The sequence below is a fragment of the Pedobacter jejuensis genome (assembly GCF_003725795.1).
GTDB classification, from domain to species: Bacteria; Bacteroidota; Bacteroidia; order Sphingobacteriales; family Sphingobacteriaceae; genus Pedobacter; species Pedobacter jejuensis.
Window position 1 is genome coordinate 441850 of record NZ_RBEE01000023.1, and the last position, 18437, is coordinate 460286.

Consider the following 18437-nt stretch of genomic DNA (forward strand, 5'->3'; position numbering starts at 1 on the left):
TTAACTAGATTAGATCCGATTCGTTACTTCCTACGTAAATTTTTATACATTTCTAATAAATTGATTACTAATAAATTTAATTACATCACTAACCCTATAATACATGCCAATTAATTGTATAGCAATAGATGACGATCTGAATTCATTAGAGAATTTAAAATTTTATTTAAAAGGCCTTCCGGATTTGCAATTGATTAACAGTTTTACAAATCCTGTTAAAGCCCTAAATGATATTGCTGATTTAGAAAGCGTTGATATAATTTTTATGGATATAGAAATGCCATCAATTTCTGGTATTGAGTTGGCAGCCATGGTAAGGCAAAAAACAAAATATCTAATATTTACTACTGCCCATACAAAATATGCTATTGATGCTTTTGGTGTAGATGCTGATGCCTATTTATTGAAACCGTATTCAATGGTTCATTTTACTGAAACCATTAGCAAACTTTACCCAAACGAAAACCTGATTGCAAATGAAATTGAAGATGATTTCTTTTTAATACCCTTAAAGGATACACCTGATGACTTTGTTAAAATAGAATTTATTGATTTACTGGCGTTTGAAGAAATAAATGATATTGTTTATTTCAGAACAATTAAAGAGAATTACGTAAGTTTTAAACTCAATTTTGTTAAGGTTTTAAGCATGCTTAAGAAACATCCAGCCTTTATTCAGGTAAATTCATCAGCTATTATCTCGAAATTACATATAAAGAGTTTTCTTGGCAATCAAATTGTTTTAACAGGTGGCTTATCCATTCCTCTTACTAATAAATATAACGAGGCATTTATTTTTTATTTAAAAGAGAATCTTTTACAACAGAATTTAATTAACGATAATTAATAAATAAAGGCTTTAGTGAATTTTCACCAAAGCCTTTAAGTGCAGTTATTTAGCTTCAATTGTTACATCACTTAATATAAACCTGTTTTTGATTTCTCCTTTTGGTTTAAAAATAATAAATACGTTGTGGAACTTTTTATCTGTTACGGTTTCATTTAGCATAATAGATTTTGTTCCATTTAAATTGCCAATTAATTGGCCATCTAATTTATCTAACCTTAATTCAACATCACAATCATTATTTAAGTATGGTGTTATATTTATTGATTTTACATCCGTTAAATCAATTGAATTGAGTTTTAACCAACCTAAACTTTTTGATAATTCAAACGAATTATTTGATTTACGGATAAAACCTGAAAATTCTTTAATATCCTCAGAGTTGATAATATTGCCTTTTAAATTGTAGGTATTTGTAGTAGTTAAAGGCTTGAGACCTTTTGCACCCAAATCGGTATAACTGGCTTTTAAAGTAAGTACAGGTTTATTTTTATTAATATTTTCTGGAGGTGTTATGGTTCCAACAGTGGGTAAAGAAGCAGCAGCATTCCCCTTTGCTGATAGACTTAAAACCCATTCTACAATTTGCTTAACTTCCGATTCCTTCATTGATGGATGGGCTGGCATTGGAACTTCTCCCCAAACGCCGCTGCTACCCTTAATTACTTTCGAAGCTAAATATTCTATCGCTTTTGGATCTTGCTGGTACTTAGTAGATATTTTATCAAAAGCTGGTCCGATGGAAGCCGAAGAAACTTTGTGGCAGGTACTGCAATCAGATTTTGCCATTAATGTTTTCCCTACCATTGTTTGCGCTGCCTGTTGATGACCAAGTTGCGCTCCAGCCAAATCACTTCCTTCTGTGTAAGCACTAGAAATATAAATTTGTTCCTTATTTACAATGGCTCCTTTATCTGAAACCAAAACCTTATAATTAATTGCCTTGCCAGGAAAATAAAATGATTTGTTTCCAGTTAAAACGACATCCACTTTAGGATGCTCATTGCCAGCAAAAACCGATATTACCTGGCTTTTTGATGCTGCCTTCTCGCTATCTATCACTTGAACACTTATCGGATATTCACCAATTTTAGTAAAAGTGTGCTGTATTTCTGGTACTGTAGTTGTTTTCTTTAAACCACCACCTAAATTCCAAATGTAGATTAGTTTTCCTCCATCAGCATCAGTTGCTTTAACCTTGGCAATCATTTTATATGGAAGCAATCCACTTGGCTTTGCTATTTCTAAACTAGAAACCACTGGCGGTCGGTTGCCTTTTAAATAATCAATTCTTACAATTCCGGCATCAGGATTTTTCGAAAACCAACCTTTTCCATATTCAAGAATGTAAATTTTACCATCAGGACCGAGTTCCATATCAATTGGTGCAGCTAAAGGGATATTTGCCATAAACGGCTCCATACTTACATAATCACCATTCGGCGCCATTGTAACAGCTTTTACCCAACCACGTACCCATTCATAAATTATCAGTTTGCCGTTGTAATATGCTGGGTAAGGCGATGTACTTGCTGTAGTGTATAAAACAGGTCCAGCCATAGCAGTTCTTCCACCCGAGCCTACCTGAGGAAATTCTTTTGATTCGCCATAAGGATACCAAATGAAAGCAGGTTGTGCAGCCGGAACCATGCCTAAACCTGTATTGTTGGGTGAATTGTTTATCGCACGAGCAGCATCAAAAGCTGGTCCGTTGGTTCCATTAGTATAATCATAAGCTTTGTATGGATAGTTATTTCCAATAAAATATGGCCATCCGAAATTTCCTGCTTTTCTGGCTTGGTTTACTTCATCATAACCTTTAGGACCTCTTAGTTCATCATCATTTGATGCATCTGGTCCAACTTCACCCCAATACAAGAAGCCTGTTTTCTTATCAACTGATATTCGGTATGGATTTCTATTGCCCATTACGTATATCTCTGGCTTGGTTTTTTCCGTTCCTTTTGGAAACAGATTACCATCAGGTATGGTGTAGGTTCCATTTTCTTCAACTTTGATACGAAGCACTTTACCCCTTAAATCGTTGGTATTACCGGCTGATCTTCTCGAATCATATTGTTCTAAACCAGCACGATTATCTAATGGCGCATATCCTTTATTTACAAATTGCTGTTTTGGCACATCAAATGGCGTAGAATTATCACCGGTAGAAATGTATAAAAGTCTATCCGGACCAAAAGCAAGCGAACCACCAGTATGGCAGCATATTTCGCGTTGCGAATAAAATTCCAAAATTATTTTTTCGGATGACATGCTTAACATATCATTTACCATTTTAAATCTCGACAATCGATTTACTGATTTTCCCGTTGGACTGTAAAAAAGATACACATATTGATTAGAAGCATATTGTGGGTCGATTGTTAAACCCAATAAACCTTCCTCGGCATTAACATCAGCAACGCTTGTTTTTGAATAAACATCTAGCTTAGCAATCTGAATCAGTTTTTTGGTTTGGCTTTGATAAAGCATCAACTCTCCTCTTCTTTGCGCAACTAAAATATCTAGATTTGGCAATACAGACATTTCTGTAGGCTCTGTAAATTCTCCCTGAACCAAATTAACTTTTACAAATCGATCTTGATCTGGCGTATCTATTTTTAAAATTTTATCCTTGCCTAAATTTATTTTATCAGTCGAATTTAAATCCTTATTAAAAAAAATTGAGGATAGAAATAATGTGAATGCAATGCCCGAAAGCAATATTGTAGAAACGGTTTTCATTAGTTTTGGTTAGGACATTATTATTTTATAAATATAAAAGATTGTTTTAAAAAGCATAAACATCAATCAATTTTTTAAAGTAATATTATTATTGATGTTTATGCATCTAATTTTTAACAGCATGTTAACAGTATATCATAATATGCTTGGCTATATTTGAAGTAAAATCATTCCAAAATGAAAAAATTATTTCTAATTATCTGCCTGATAACATTGGGCTACTTTGCAAAAAGTCAAACATTGGTTTTGGCTAAAGATGTATCTCAGTACGTTGGTAAAAATATTACGGTGTGCGATTCTGTTTACGGAACCAAAGCGCTAGACGAGCTAACCTTAATAAATTTAGGAGGAACTTATCCTAAAGAACTTCTAACCATTGTGGTAAATAAAGAGGATGCAATTAAATTTTCTTCTGAACCCGCAAGCATGTATTTAGGTAATAAGTTGTGTGTTACTGGGATTGTTTCAGAATACAAAGGCAAATTTCAGATTGTGGTTACAGAACCAAAGCAAATTGCCCTGAAATAGATATAATTAATATTTTTTTAAATCATTTTAACCCTTCCCTTTAGAGGAAGGGCGAAATGATGAGCGAGATAGATGTAAGGGTCGTAATGCTTTATTAACTCTTGGGGAATACTAATACTCTTTTGCTTAAGCAGCCGACAAGGAGGTAGCCTTGCCGACTGTTTGAGCGTTGATTTCCTATAATCTGATTCGAAGATTGCAAATGAGTTGGAAAACTCATAATTGCTTATACATAAGGTTTAAAATCCGTGATAGAAAGGTTTATTTCCGTGATAAAAAATATCTCAAGCGATAATTTTAATTTATATAACTTGGTGCGCTTCAACCATAACTAAAAAGCAGCCAAATTATGAGCAATTCTTTTAAAATAAATTTTAAATTAACTTATACTAACATCACCTTAATAGTTCTTTTATTGCTTTCAGGGTATTCGAAGCTTAATGCTCAAACAAAACTAAATGTTGCTGTAGCTGGTTTAAATCATGATCATGTTTTTTCGATTATGAATAGCTTTGAAAAAAATGAAGTTAATATTATTGGGATTGTAGAGAGCAATCCAGAGTTAATCGAAAGATTCAAAAAAAGATATAAACTAGCTGATAGTCTATTTTTTCCAGACATAGTTTCATTACTTAAAAAACACAAGCCAGATGCCGTTTTAGCTTATAATCCAATAAGCGAACATCTTTCGGTTGTTGAAGCTGCAGCGCCACTGGGTATTTCGGTTATGGTAGAAAAACCACTTGCAGTATCGGTAAAACAAGCCGAGCGAATGGCTCAACTTGCCCGTCAATATAAAATTCATTTGCTAACCAATTATGAAACAACTTGGTATCCTAGCAATCAGGAAGCATATTTAAATATAAAAAATCAAAGCCTTATTGGCGATGTAAGAAAAATGGTTGTACATGACGGCCACGAAGGGCCAAAAGAAATTGGTGTTAGCCAAGAGTTTTTGACGTGGTTAACCGACCCAGAAAAAAATGGTGCAGGTGCTTTGGTAGATTTTGGCTGTTATGGAGCAAACTTAATGACTTGGATTATGGATGGTAAAGCACCCATTTCTGTTTCTGCAATTACCCATCAAATAAAACCTAACATTTATCCGAAGGTAGATGACGATGCAACAATTTTACTTGAATACCCTGATGCTACGGGAATAATAGAGGCATCATGGAATTGGCCTTTTAGCATAAAAGATATGGAGGTGTTTGGCAAAACAGGCTATATTCAAGCAATTAATGATCAGAACTTACGCCTTAAAGAGAATGGAAAATCAGATTATAAAATTTATAAAGCTAAATCTCTCGCTCCTCAGTATGCAAATAGTTTAAATTATTTAACCGCTGTTTTAAGAAATGAAATACAACCAATAAATGATCTATCATCACTAGAGAACAATTTAATAGTGGTTAAAATTTTAGAAGCTGCAAAAATTTCTGCCAAAACCGGGAAAAAAGTTTTAATGAAGTAATCATTTATAAAATAGGATTATTGCTTTAAGCAGGTTTTTTTTAGTTTTGGTTTTTCATATTCATTGCATTATAGAATGACCAAAAAACACCAAATCTTATCAGCGCTCCTATTTATACTTTTAGCCAGCTTTATAGCACTTAGCATTTTCATAGCCAAAAACCCTATTCTTGCCTTTGATGTTGATGTTTCATTAGCAGTACAAAAATATCATTCAGAATGGATGGATAAGTTTATGCTTGCCATAAGTTTTTTTGGAGAACTGCCATGGTCATTAATATCAGTTTTATTGGTTGCTACAATTTTCTACCTAAGCAAATTTAAACGAGAAGCCTATTTTATATCATTGATACTACTTTCGGGCTTAATAATTTTGGGAATCAAAAACGTAATAAACCGACCAAGACCAACCACTTTCTATGTACGCCTGGTAGAGGTTAATAGATTTCAAAGCTATCCAAGCGGTCATGTTTTATCTTACGTTTTGTTTTTCGGTTTTCTAATTGTTTTGATGAGGAACTTGAAAACAATTTCACCAGCCTGGAAAAATATAATTACCTGTATCTCTTTGTTCTTATTAATTATGATAGCTCCATCAAGAATTTATTTGGGAGCACATTGGTTTACAGATACGGTTGGAGGGTTCTTATTAGGTCTGATTTGTCTTTTTCCACTCTGCTACTTCTATTTTAAGAAAAGTGTTATAGCGGATTTGCCTGCTGCCGAAGAGCTATAAGCTTCATAGTATTTAAAGAATTCACTTCCGTATTTTTTGTAGAACAGTGATGGGTATTTTAACCCCAATTTGTTGTACAGGTATAAATCACCATTTGGGTTCAACTACTGATTCTCTACCGTATTTGTACCTCTTTTATACCCTACCAAATTTATAGATTTTATCTAAAATATGGCCTATAAGTGCCTTAAGAGTCATTTCTGTACTGTTCTATATATAAGTATAATCATATTTTTGGAGCGTGATGGTACGTCTTTTGATAAAAATCATTTGACATCCTAATCCTAAACCTATGACAACATTTGAATTTAATCACCTGGTAAATGCACACTCAGTTTCTTTGAAATCTCATGCATTAAAATTTACAAATGATATCGAAGATGCAAATGATTTAGTGCAAGACACTTTAGTTAAAGCCATTAGATTTTATGAAAATTTTCAGGAGGGTACGAATATTAAAGGTTGGCTGTTTGTTATTATGAGAAACACTTTCATAAACAACTACCGCAAACTTGCAAAAACAAGAACTTTAATAACCCAAACAGATGAAATTTCTTCAGTAAATTTGGTACACAGTTCAACCCGCAACCATGCAGAAGGAAAATTTGTAATAGGTGATATTAGTAAAGCTCTAGCGAGTTTACCAGAAGCCTATCATACACCTTTCATTCGCTATTTCGAAGGTTATAAATATCATGAAATTGCAGATATGCTTCAAATTCCTTTGGGTACAGTTAAAACCAGAATATTTGTAGCAAGAGAAATGCTTAAGAAATATTTGAAAACTTATGCGAAAGACACTCATGGAGAATAATTTATTTCTATAGCAGAAACCTAAATTACCCATCTATCTAGGATTTTTAATTTATTTTTTGGGGTTTAAATATGGCATTAACATTTGTGCCATATTTAAACCCCTTTTTATATCCTGAAATCTTTATAAAATTAGATTTTATTTTTAACCACTTCAATTCAATTAATGTCGATTTTCCATTGATAGCCACAATTTATTGCAAGAGTTTTATAGATTTGGCACATAAAACCACATTATGAAATTTTATCCTAAAGCACTAATTTTTGATTTAAACGGAACCATGGTAGATGACATGGAATTCCACAACAAGGCATGGCAATCTATGTTAAACAAACTTGGTGCTAGTTTGAGTTATGAGGAAGTTAAAAAACAAATGTATGGCAAAAATGACGAATTGCTTGTCAGGGTATTTGGTGAAGGATACTTTACACAAAAAAGAATGGATGAAATTTCCATTGAAAAGGAAGAAATTTATCAAGCAGACTTTCTCCCTCATTTAAAACTTATTAATGGATTAGATAAAATATTGCAGGTCGCTAGTGAAGCAAAAATTCCCATGGCAATAGGTTCTGCAGCAATTCCATTCAACATCAACTATGTTCTAAATGGCTTAAATATTGGTAAATATTTTAGTGCTGTTGTTAGTGCAAATGATGTTAAGATTAGTAAGCCCAACCCTGAAACCTTTATAAAATGTGCTGAAAAGATGGGTATAAACCCAAAAGATTGCTTGGTGTTTGAGGATGCGCCTAAAGGTGCAGAAGCAGCGAAAAATGCAGATATGCCTTGTATTGTATTAAATACTACACATGCTGATGAAGATTTTGATATGTATGATAACGTTATTAAAGTTGTAAAGGATTATAACGACCCAATATTTAATCTACTTGCAAGAAATTTGACTTTTTCTGAGTAACGCCTTGATTACACGTATTAAATGTATATGCAGAGCGATTACCTTTGCTAAAATATTAAATCTTAAATGAAATATCGTTATCCTATCGCTGCCATACTTATATCTCTCTGTTTAATTTTAATTTCATGGGGATATACCGGACACAAAACCATTGGCTTATTAACAGAAAATTATCTTACGCCAAGTGCCAAAACCGCAATTAAAGATTTATTAGGCGACACCAGCATTGCTGATGCTTGCACATGGGCAGATGATGCACGGAAATATCCAGAATTGAAAGAAACTGCAAACTGGCATTTTTTAAATTTACTATTAGGTTTAAACTTTGATGAATTTAAAAACATGGTTGATACTTTAAAACAGGCAAATGTTTATAGTGCATTAATAAAAGCAGAAGAAACGCTTAAACAAAAAGATGCAACTAAAAAACAAAGAACCGAAGCTTTGAAATTTGTGCTTCACTTTGTTGGAGATATACATCAACCAATGCATGTAAGCAGAGCTGAAGATAAAGGTGGAAACACAATTCAATTAAATTATGAAGGCAAAGGTACCAACCTCCATAGTGTTATCGATACCAGATTATTGGAACATAGCGGCTTAAAATATGATAGCTTAGCTTTAAAATTCAATAAAATACCTAAACGAAAAGTTAGAAAATGGCAACGCGACCCTCCTATTAAATGGGCTTGGGAAAGTTATCAGATAAGTTCTGAATTATATGCAGAAATTGATGCAATGAAAACACGAAACATTGGTGAAGAATATTATCAAAAACACATACCAATGGTTGAGCGAAGAATACAGCAGGCTTCCATTCGCCTTGCTGGTGTATTAAACGAAATATTTAAGGATGAAATATCTAAATAAAAGTTATTAACAGTTTTCAACAGGTGTTTATAATTATTTTAGGTTAAAAACCTTTCAATGCATAACTTGTTATCATTAAATAAATCATCCTAAAATAAGTCCTGTGAGCGGGATATCCGCGAAGGGCAGGCACACCATAAGAACAAAATATTGAACCAAAAGAAAAGCCTGCATATTGCAGGCTTTTCTTTTTTAAGCTATAGACGATTTTGCAATAAATATCGTACCCTCATTTTTCAGCTTGTAAAAATATTGCTTCTGCCCCTTTGCACAAACAATTTGAATTTTTACAACAATGGCTGTTTTTCCATTCCGGTGCTTTATAATATCACCCTCGCGAATGTTATCTAAATCATTTACCGATGAATATTGGTTTACTTCTTTCATTACAATTGAGATGCTGATAATTTTCTAACTGATTATAGGTTGGTTAAAAAATTGCAGGTTACTACATAACCTGCAATCCTCTAAATTAATCATTGCTTCCAATCCTGATAAGCGTTGTATGATTAGTACCAAATTAAGTATAATGTTAAATTATTTGCCGGTATGAATAAAGTGAATGAAGGCAGGTTTTTGCTATGAATAAACAAAACTTCAATAATGAACAGAATGCAATAGCTATGATAATTTGCAAGAAATAGATAGAGCCTGATTAATGCTCAGAAACCCAATTTTGTACGTTAAATAATACGAAAACCAATGGTAACTGCAATAGAAATAACAAACTTCGGCAAGTTTTTTATCCTTATACAACCAGAAAATGAATGAATAAAACTATTTAGGTATCTCGATAAAGAATATACTTCCTTCATGTTCCTCACTTTGGAACCAGATTTTACCTTTATGCAATTCTACAATCGTTTTAATGATAGACATGCCTAAACCCCACGAATCTTCACCATGTAAACCCTCTCTCATGGCAATGCTAAATCGCTCGAATAAATAAGGTTGCAAATGCTTCGGAATTCCTATGCCGTTATCGCTTACACAAATTAGAACTGTTTTTCCCCTATCCTGTACCTCAATTTTAATAGTTCCATTTACAGGGGTAAATTTTATTGAGTTTGATATTAAATTATTTATCACCTGCATAAATTTCATGCTATCAACCATAGCATAAAGTTTTTCTTCGGTACTTATAAACTCAAACTTTCTATATAAATTTAACTCTGCATATTGATAAAAACCAATAACATCTTTAATCTCACTAATTAAATCAGCTCTTTCTTTTCTAATATCAACTTCTGCCGAAGTTAAAAACTCATGATTAATTAAATTTCTTATTAGCAAAACGTTTCGCTCACACATATCTTTTATAAAGGTAAGCGATTTCAAAACACGTTCCTGGTCTTCAAATAAACTGTTTTTTAACAAATCAGAAACTGCAAGCCCAATCATAGCCATCGGCTCTTTTAAATCATGAGATACAATTTCAAGCGTTGTATTTTTTTGGGCATTTATTTTTTCGATGTGAAAATTATTTGTTTTAGCTACGCTCACATCTTCTACAATGCCGCTTAATTGGATTAAATTTCCTTCTGATAAAATTGGATAGACACTAATTCTGATGTATTTAATAAAATTATCGTTGCAGGAAATTCTAAACTCGTATTTACGCCCTACTTTTTGCTCTGTACTTTCATTGAAACAATCTATCGCTAAGCCTTTATCTTCAGCATGTACACAATCAAAAATTAGCTTAGGATTGTTTTTTGCAGATTCTAAAGAGATTTCAAAAATGGACTGGAATGCCGGACTTAAATAAGAAAATTTATTCTCATCAATGTTATAAACGAAATATACATCTCTGGATTGATCGCCAATTTGATAAAAAATATCGGAGTTTAAGTCTTTCATAAGTAGGATTGATTATCTGCAAAATTAAAAATTACATCTAAAACTTATAATAAATAATTAGTGTAGATTTTGAATCTTTAATTTATACAATTTATTATTTGGCATCATTCACTTCAAGCCAGTGCCCATCGGTATCTTTAAAATAAACCTGTTTAACGCCATCTACTCGTAAAGTTATAGCGCCTTCTTTACCTGGCCAATCTTCAAACTTAATATTTTTTGCTTTAAGCTTGTTAACAAAAGCATCTACAGATGCTACGCTAAAACATAAATGCTCATTTTTATCATGCAGTTCAGTAGTTTTTGCGCCTTGTATTAAATGCAGCTGACCAGCATTGCCTAAGCTAAACCAAGTATGTTTTCCATCATGAAATGGTTCGGGGATTTGAGGTAAGCTGAAAACGCTTTCATAAAAGTCAGTAGCCACTTTTAAATCGGTTACATAAACCGCAATATGATTTAAAACTGCAGGACTTTGTTTATCATTCTGTGCCATAGATTTTTGAAAAGGATTTAAAGCAGCTAAGCTTATAATAAGTATTGCAATTATTTTCATAGGGATATTGATTTGTCGATAAAGTTGAGAAAAATTTTGAAGTAATTACCATCTGCTATTCACCTAACAATACTGTTTTGGTTTCAATCAGTTTGCCCTGTTCATCTTCGCCTAAAATGGGGAATTTAAGGTCTAAACTTTTCAATTTATCTTCAATAATTGAGCTAATGGCCAAACGGGCAAACCATTTTTTATCAGCAGGGATAATATGCCATGGCGAATCTTTAGTAGCTGTTTCATTAATTGCTTCTTCATATGCCTTCATGTAATCATCCCACAAGGCTCTTTCTTTAATATCACCCGATGAAAACTTCCAGTTTTTTGTAGGGTCGTCTATTCGCTCCAAGAAACGTTGCTTTTGCTCCTCTTTACTAACATTTAAAAAGAATTTTAATATCACTGTTCCATTTGCGGTTAAATGTTCTTCAAAATTGCGGATGCTTTGATAGCGCTGTTTCCAAAAGTCTTTATTAATTTTATCAACTTCCTCATATCCAGGAAGGTTTTCACTCATAATATATTCTGGATGAACTTTACAAACCAAAACATTTTCGTAGTGTGAACGATTGTGAATTCCTATCCTTCCGCGTTCTGGCAAAGCCTTATAATGTCGCCATAAAAAGTCGTGCTCATATTCTTCTGATGTGGGTGTTTTGAAACTAAAAACCTGGCAACCCTGAGGATTTAAACCACTCATTACATGTTCAATTGCGCTATCTTTCCCGGCTGCATCCATAGCTTGAAAAATGATTAATAATGAGTGTGAGTTTGCAGCATATAGCTTTTCTTGTAAATGGTTAACTTCTATTTTTGAATTAACTAAAGCATCCTTCGCCTTTTCTTTATTATAACCACCAGTATAATCAGTTTTTGTATTTTTTATCGAAAATTTTTTATCTCCCTGTATTATCAGGCTTTTAAATTCGTTCTTCATATTTGTAATTCTGTAATCAATTATTTAAATATAGACTAAAAAATAAGTAAATTAAATACGTTAATTTGCATTTGGAGTTTTTTATATTTAGTTCCAAAGCATTTACCCGATACATCATCTTAACCAATATGTTTAAAGAGATAAAAAACAAGTACTTACGTTATTCTGCTATAGGCATCTTCTTAATAATCATTTTCTTCTCTGCGCTTCAACTTAACTTTTTATGGTTATTTGGTTATTCTCCAAGTTATCGAGACATAAAAATTCCTACCCTAAGGGTTGGTTCCGAATTATATACATCAGATGGTAAATTAATCGGCAGATATTTTAAAGAAAACAGAACACCGGTAAATTATAATGAAATTGCTCCTGGCGTGATAAATGCCTTGGTAGCAACAGAAGACGTTAGGTTTTACAAACATTGGGGTATTGATGTTCAGGCAGTTGGCCGTGCTGTTGTTGGCTTTGGTAAAGATGGTGGTGCAAGTACAATAACCCAACAATTAGCAAAAAATTTATATAGAACACGTTACAATAAATCGCAAGGTTTTTTGGTAAAAATTCCTCTGGTAAGAACCATAATTGTAAAGCTTAAAGAATGGATGACCGCCGTTAAATTAGAATCTAATTATTCTAAAAACGATATTATAACCATGTATTTAAATACCGTTTCTTTTGGTAACAATGCTTATGGAATAAAAACGGCAAGTAGGATTTATTTTGATAAGGAGGCAAAAGATTTATCGACTACCGATGCCGCAATGCTGGTTGGAATGCTAAAAGGTACAACGCTTTACAACCCTACAAAAAACCCGGAGAAGGCTTTAGTGCGTAGAAATACGGTGCTTAGCCAAATGAATAAATACAATTACTTAAGCAAAGATAGCCTAGAAGCCTTATCTAAAGAACCAATAAAACTTAAGGAAGGGAAACTGGAAGATGGCAGTGATGGCGATTCTTATTTAAGGGCAGCAGTTGCAAAATACCTGGAAAAATGGTGTAAAGACAACGGATACGATTTGTACGAGGATGGTTTAAAAATATACACAACTATTGATTCGAAGCTTCAAAAATATGCTGAAGAAGCCGTGCAGGAACAAATGAAAACTTTGCAACGTAGATTCTATAGTGTTTGGGGGAATGAAGACCCATGGTACGATTCGGAGAAAAACAAAGTAGATTATCCTGATAGGGCAATGAAAAATCTACCTATTTACAACTTGCTTCAAAAGAAATTTGCAAACAATCCCGATTCGGTAACGGCATATTTTAATAAGAAGAAAAAGATGCAAATCTTTACGTATAAAGGCGATAGAGATACCTTATTTTCAACCCTCGATTCTATCCGTTATTATGGAAAAATCATGAATACAGGTATGATGACTATGGAACCAGCTAGCGGAAAAATTAAAGTCTGGGTTGGTGGTATTGATCATAAGTTTTTTAAGTACGATCATGTTAATCAGTCAAAAAGGCAAGCTGGCTCTACTTTTAAACCTTTTGCATATTTAACAGCATTGGAGCAAGGAATGAATCCATGTGATAAATTTACCGATAAACCAGTGAAAATTGCTTATCAAGATAAAGGGAAAACAGAATACTGGGAGCCGAAAAATGCCGATTATAGCGTTACTTACCGAGAAATGAGTTTGCGTTGGGCCATGGCGAAATCGGTTAATACCATAACTGCGCAGGTAACAGAAAAAGTTGGATGGGATAATGTGGTAAAATGGGCACACGAATGTGGTATCGACAGTCATTTAGAATCTGTTCCATCAGTTAGTTTAGGTTCTAATGATGTTTCTGTTTTCGAAATGGTCAAAGCTTACAGTACTTTTTTAAATAAAGGTGTAAAAACAGACCCGATTTTAGTTGAGAAAATTGCTGATCAGGATAATAATGTTATTGAAGATTTCAAACCAAAAACAAAAAGGGTTTTAACTGAAGAAATTGCCTGGTTAATGTTGTACATGTTCCGTGGCGGTATGGAAGAACCTGGAGGTACTTCTCAAGCCTTATGGGAATGGGATTTATGGAAAAAGAACAATCAAATTGGTGGTAAAACGGGTACTTCATCTGATTATGTTGACGCCTGGTATATGGGCATTACAAAAGATTTAGTTACAGGCGTTTGGGTAGGTTGCGATGAACGCACCGCTCACTTTAAAAATGGCGAGCAAGGTGAAGGTTCAAGAACTGCATTACCTATTTTTGCCAAATTTATGGAGAAGGTTTACCATGATCCTAATTCTGGATATACTTATGGCCCATTTCCTAAAGCTACAGTAGAAATTACCAGAACAATTAATTGTCCAAGTCCGAGAATTGTTGAGGATACAACTTCTACAGATAGTGTTTTGGTAGATTCTACAGATATTGTAGATCCTTTAGCTCCTGAAACTACAACGCCTACACCAACTACAGAAACTGAAGTTAAGAAGGAAGAGAAAAAACCTGAATCTGCTCCTATCCAACCTGCGGTTGTTGTTCCTTTATCAAAAAAAGAAGAACGAGAATTAAAGCGAAAACAAAGGCAAGAAGAGCGTGAGAAGAAGAAATTTGATAATTAAACATTACAATTATTCGTGGCGAAAGTGTTAAAATAAAAATAGTAATCTAAACAATTGCTATTTTTATTATTCAAATCTACATCATTAAAATTTCTGTATATTTAAATCAAACGTATGAAAATAAGCTCTACTATTTTTAAGCAGTTCTTATCAGTTTTAATTTTAGCTATATTATCGTTATCGGCTCATGCACAATACTTTGGGCAAAATAAAGTGCGATATAAAAACCTAGATTTTAAGGTATTACAAACACCGCATTTTGAAATTTATTACTACCTAAAAAACGATAACTTATTAAAGAAATTTACCCAAGATGCTGAAACCTGGTATAAAATGCATCAGGAAGTTTTTAGAGATACTTTTTTAAAGAAGAATCCAATCATACTTTATAACAATCATCCAGATTTTCAACAAACAACGGCCCTGAATGGCGAAATTGGTGTAGGAACAGGCGGTGTTACCGAGGCTTTGAAAAACAGGGTAATTATGCCGGTGATGGAACTTAACAGTCAAACAAGGCACGTTTTAGGTCACGAATTGGTTCATGCTTTTCAATACCATTTATTGCTCGAGAAAGATTCCATTAGTCTTGAAAACGTAGGGCAAACGCCCTTATGGATGGTTGAAGGTATGGCCGAGTACTTATCCATCGGTAAACGCGATGCTTTTACATCTATGTGGATGCGGGATGCCATGTTAAATCGAGATATTCCATCACTAAAAGATTTAACAAATTCGAATAAGTACTTCCCTTATCGTTATGGACAAGCATTTTGGACTTACATTGGCTCGCAATACGGAGATACCACAATTGTACCACTATTTAAAAATACTGCTAAATATGGTTATGAGAATGCAATAAGATACACTTTTGGTTATGACGATAAAACGCTGTCAGGCTTGTGGAAAAATGCAATTGATGCACATTACAAGCCGATGCTAAAAGCAGATAGTGCGCAAGTAAAAATCACCGGGACTAAAATTATTGACAATAAAAATGCAGGTAACATGAACGTTGCTCCTGCCCTTAGTCCGGATGGAAAGTATCTAGCATTCCTATCTGAAAAAGATTTATTCGGTATTGATTTATTTCTTGCTGATGCCAAAACAGGAAGAATTATTAGAAAGCTGACCAGCCAACTATCAAACGGACATATTGATGATTTTAATTTTATAGAATCAGCCGGGGCTTGGTCGCCAGATAGTAAACAGTTTGCTTTTAGTATCTTCTCTCAAGGTAAAAACCAAATGATGATTATTGATGTAGCAAACGGTTCTACCGTGATGCAAACTGCAATGGGAGATGTTTCTCAATTTGGGAATTTAACATGGTCGCCAAATGGTAAAGACATTGCCTTTTCAGGAATGGTTGAAGGCCAAAGTGACATTTTTTCTTATAATTTAGATACCAAACAGGTTACGCAAATTACAAATGATGTTTATTCTGATTATGCGCCAAGTTATTCTCCAGATGGCAATAAATTGGTTTTCTCATCAGACAGGGCAGCGATAGAGCATAAAAACATAACTGCTGTACACCCAATAAATCTTGCAGTTTTCGATATTGCAACGAAAACAGTTAGCAATCTTGATGTTTTTCCAGGCGCAAACAATCTGAATGCACAATTCTCACCAGATAGTAAGAATATTTATTTTTTATCAAATAGAGACGGTTTCAGGAATTTATATAAATACAATTTTGCAGATAATACTGTTGATCAATTAACCGACTATTTTACAGGCATAAGCGGCATTACCGAATTCTCTCCAGCCATTTCGGTTTCGCAAACCAACGATATTGTTTATAGTTATTATCGTTACCAGCGCTATACTTTATATAATGCTAACCTTAGCAGCTTTAAGCCAAAAAGAATTAATAATCAGGAAGAAAATTTTGATGCAGCAATTCTTCCTCCAATGGAAAATATTGGCGTTAATATTATAAATTCAAACTTAAATAATTTCGATCGATTCGAAAAAATCGTTGCTGATTCCATGAAAACGGTTCCGTATAAACCGAAATTTCGGTTAGATTATTTAGCTAATAGTGGTGTCGGTGTTTCAACAAGTAGATTTGGAACAGGTGTACAAGGTGGTATTATCGGTATGTTCAGCGATATTTTAGGAACCAATCAAATTATTGCCAATTTATCTGTTAATGGGGAAATTTATGACTTCGGTGGATTGGTTGGATATATCAATCAAAAAAGCAGAATAAACTGGGGTGCTGCAGTTTCGCACATTCCTTATGTTTCGGGTTTTAGCTCTTATGGATTTGAAAAGGTTCCAAGTGGAAATACAACAATAGATGCCATAAATTACAGGACTGATATTATCAGAACTTTTGAAGATCAGTTTCAACTTTTTGCTTCTTACCCTTTTAGTAAAATTCATCGCTTCGAACTTGGTGGTGCTTTTTCTAATTATAGTTATCGTATTGATAGATATAGCAACTATTACAGCACAGATGGATTTTATTTAGGTTCTGATAGAACCAAACTTTCTCCTGAACAAGCATCAATTGATTATGGTGTGCCATTTAACCCTTTTACTTTATTCCAGGTAAATGCAGGTTTCATTGGTGATAATTCCATTTTTGGTCTAACGGCTCCACTAGACGGTTTCCGTTATCGCGTAAGTGGTGAACTTTATTTTGGAACATATAGATTTTCCGGCGTTACGGCCGATTTACGGAAATATTGGAGGATTAAACCAATAACTCTTGCAGCCAGGTCTTATAATGTGTTAAGGATTGGTAAAGATGCGGATAGGTTGTATCCAATGTATCTTGGTTACCCCTATTTAATTAGAGGTTACGAAGCAAATTCGATTTACAAAAACAATTCTGCAACGCTGGCCAATAATTACGACATTAATCAGCTAAGTGGTAGTAAATTGGTTGTATTTAACTTCGAGGCCCGCTTACCATTTACAGGGCCAAAAAAAATCAGCGCAATTCCATCTAAATTTTTAGTGACTGATTTAAACTTATTTTTTGATGCTGGTGTTGCATGGACGAACGACAGTAAAGTTGTATTTAAGAAAGAAGCAGCTTTTACAACAACGCCAATTGTAGATAATAATGGGCAAGTTGTTGGTGAGAACCAAGTATCAACTGAAAGGGTTCCTGTTATGAGTGTTGGAATTTCGCTACGTGTAAATGTATTCAACTATTTCGTATTGGAACCATACTATGCTATTCCTTTCCAACGTAAAGATGTGAAAACCGGTGTATTTGGTTTAACATTTGCTCCTGGATGGTAAAAACAGAAATTATTTCATTTTGGTCTGTGAAAAAATAAAACATGGTTATTACTTAATACAAACTCCATGGTTTGTTAAGACAAATACCATTCTCATTTAATAATCTGAGTGGTTCCATGGTCTGTGTCCTCACAGACCATTCTCATTTAACAATAACAAATAATATTTTATTTCGGTCTGTGGGAACACAGACCGAGGGAATCTTGCTAGTTACTCTATATTTCGTTCCATGGTCTGTGTCCTCACAGACCATTACCGATTTAATAACCTGAGTAAGATTATTGATTTTGCCTCACATTATTAATAAGCTACTTTTTTTTAGTT

14 protein-coding genes are annotated in these 18437 nt (G+C 33.7%); 9 read left to right on the forward strand and 5 right to left on the reverse strand.

Annotated features, from left to right (window positions below):
- Positions 1-103: 103 nt before the first annotated feature.
- Positions 104-847 carry a LytR/AlgR family response regulator transcription factor gene (locus tag D7004_RS12730; RefSeq protein ID WP_123206223.1) on the forward strand — a complete coding sequence of 248 codons (744 nt, stop codon included), beginning with the start codon at positions 104-106 and terminating at the stop codon, positions 845-847.
- Positions 848-892: 45 nt separating this feature from the next.
- Here D7004_RS12730 and D7004_RS12735 read toward each other — a convergent pair whose 3' ends face one another.
- The gene (locus D7004_RS12735; protein ID WP_123206224.1) at positions 893-3592 is read right to left on the reverse strand and encodes a PQQ-dependent sugar dehydrogenase; all 2700 of its coding nucleotides are present in this window, start codon (positions 3590-3592) and stop codon (positions 893-895) included.
- Positions 3593-3769: 177 nt separating this feature from the next.
- Between D7004_RS12735 and D7004_RS12740 the strand changes: the two genes are divergently transcribed.
- The 6 genes from D7004_RS12740 to D7004_RS12765 all read left to right on the forward strand — a co-directional run bounded on the left by D7004_RS12740 (position 3770) and on the right by D7004_RS12765 (position 8929).
- Complete coding sequence (locus D7004_RS12740) at positions 3770-4120, forward strand: single stranded DNA-binding domain-containing protein (protein ID WP_123206225.1); 351 nt, start codon at positions 3770-3772, stop codon at positions 4118-4120.
- Positions 4121-4469: 349 nt separating this feature from the next.
- Positions 4470-5594 (forward strand): Gfo/Idh/MocA family protein, encoded by a 1125-nt coding sequence (locus D7004_RS12745; protein WP_123206226.1) that lies wholly within the window; start codon positions 4470-4472, stop codon positions 5592-5594.
- A gap of 75 nt (positions 5595-5669) precedes the next feature.
- Positions 5670-6329, forward strand: a complete 660-nt coding sequence (locus D7004_RS12750; protein ID WP_123206227.1) for a phosphatase PAP2 family protein — start codon at positions 5670-5672, stop codon at positions 6327-6329.
- Positions 6330-6621: 292 nt separating this feature from the next.
- Complete coding sequence (locus D7004_RS12755; RefSeq protein ID WP_123206228.1) at positions 6622-7143, forward strand: RNA polymerase sigma factor; 522 nt, start codon at positions 6622-6624, stop codon at positions 7141-7143.
- A gap of 235 nt (positions 7144-7378) precedes the next feature.
- Positions 7379-8059, forward strand: coding sequence for an HAD family hydrolase (locus tag D7004_RS12760; protein ID WP_123206229.1), 681 nt, complete (start codon positions 7379-7381; stop codon positions 8057-8059).
- Between the two features lie 66 nt (positions 8060-8125).
- A complete protein-coding gene (locus tag D7004_RS12765; RefSeq protein WP_123206230.1) occupies positions 8126-8929 on the forward strand; it encodes a S1/P1 nuclease in 804 nt (267 codons plus the stop codon).
- Positions 8930-9121: 192 nt separating this feature from the next.
- Here the strand turns inward: D7004_RS12765 and D7004_RS12770 are convergent, their stop codons facing one another.
- The 4 genes from D7004_RS12770 to D7004_RS12785 all read right to left on the reverse strand — a co-directional run bounded on the left by D7004_RS12770 (position 9122) and on the right by D7004_RS12785 (position 12279).
- Positions 9122-9316: a hypothetical protein gene (locus D7004_RS12770; RefSeq protein ID WP_123206231.1), complete on the reverse strand. Its 195-nt coding sequence runs from the start codon at positions 9314-9316 to the stop codon at positions 9122-9124.
- 390 nt (positions 9317-9706) lie between these two features.
- Positions 9707-10789, reverse strand: coding sequence for a PAS domain-containing sensor histidine kinase (locus D7004_RS12775; protein ID WP_123206232.1), 1083 nt, complete (start codon positions 10787-10789; stop codon positions 9707-9709).
- A 94-nt stretch (positions 10790-10883) separates the two neighbouring features.
- Positions 10884-11345 carry a VOC family protein gene (locus tag D7004_RS12780; protein ID WP_244214329.1) on the reverse strand — a complete coding sequence of 154 codons (462 nt, stop codon included), beginning with the start codon at positions 11343-11345 and terminating at the stop codon, positions 10884-10886.
- Between the two features lie 55 nt (positions 11346-11400).
- On the reverse strand, positions 11401-12279 hold the full coding sequence (locus D7004_RS12785) for a polyphosphate kinase 2 family protein (protein WP_123206233.1): 879 nt from the start codon (positions 12277-12279) through the stop codon (positions 11401-11403).
- A gap of 128 nt (positions 12280-12407) precedes the next feature.
- Between D7004_RS12785 and D7004_RS12790 the strand changes: the two genes are divergently transcribed.
- Both D7004_RS12790 and D7004_RS12795 read left to right on the forward strand, forming a co-directional pair.
- On the forward strand, positions 12408-14849 hold the full coding sequence (locus D7004_RS12790) for a transglycosylase domain-containing protein (protein ID WP_123206234.1): 2442 nt from the start codon (positions 12408-12410) through the stop codon (positions 14847-14849).
- Positions 14850-14963: 114 nt separating this feature from the next.
- On the forward strand, positions 14964-18113 hold the full coding sequence (locus tag D7004_RS12795) for a peptidase MA family metallohydrolase (protein WP_123206235.1): 3150 nt from the start codon (positions 14964-14966) through the stop codon (positions 18111-18113).
- The last annotated feature ends 324 nt before the right edge of the window (positions 18114-18437 follow it).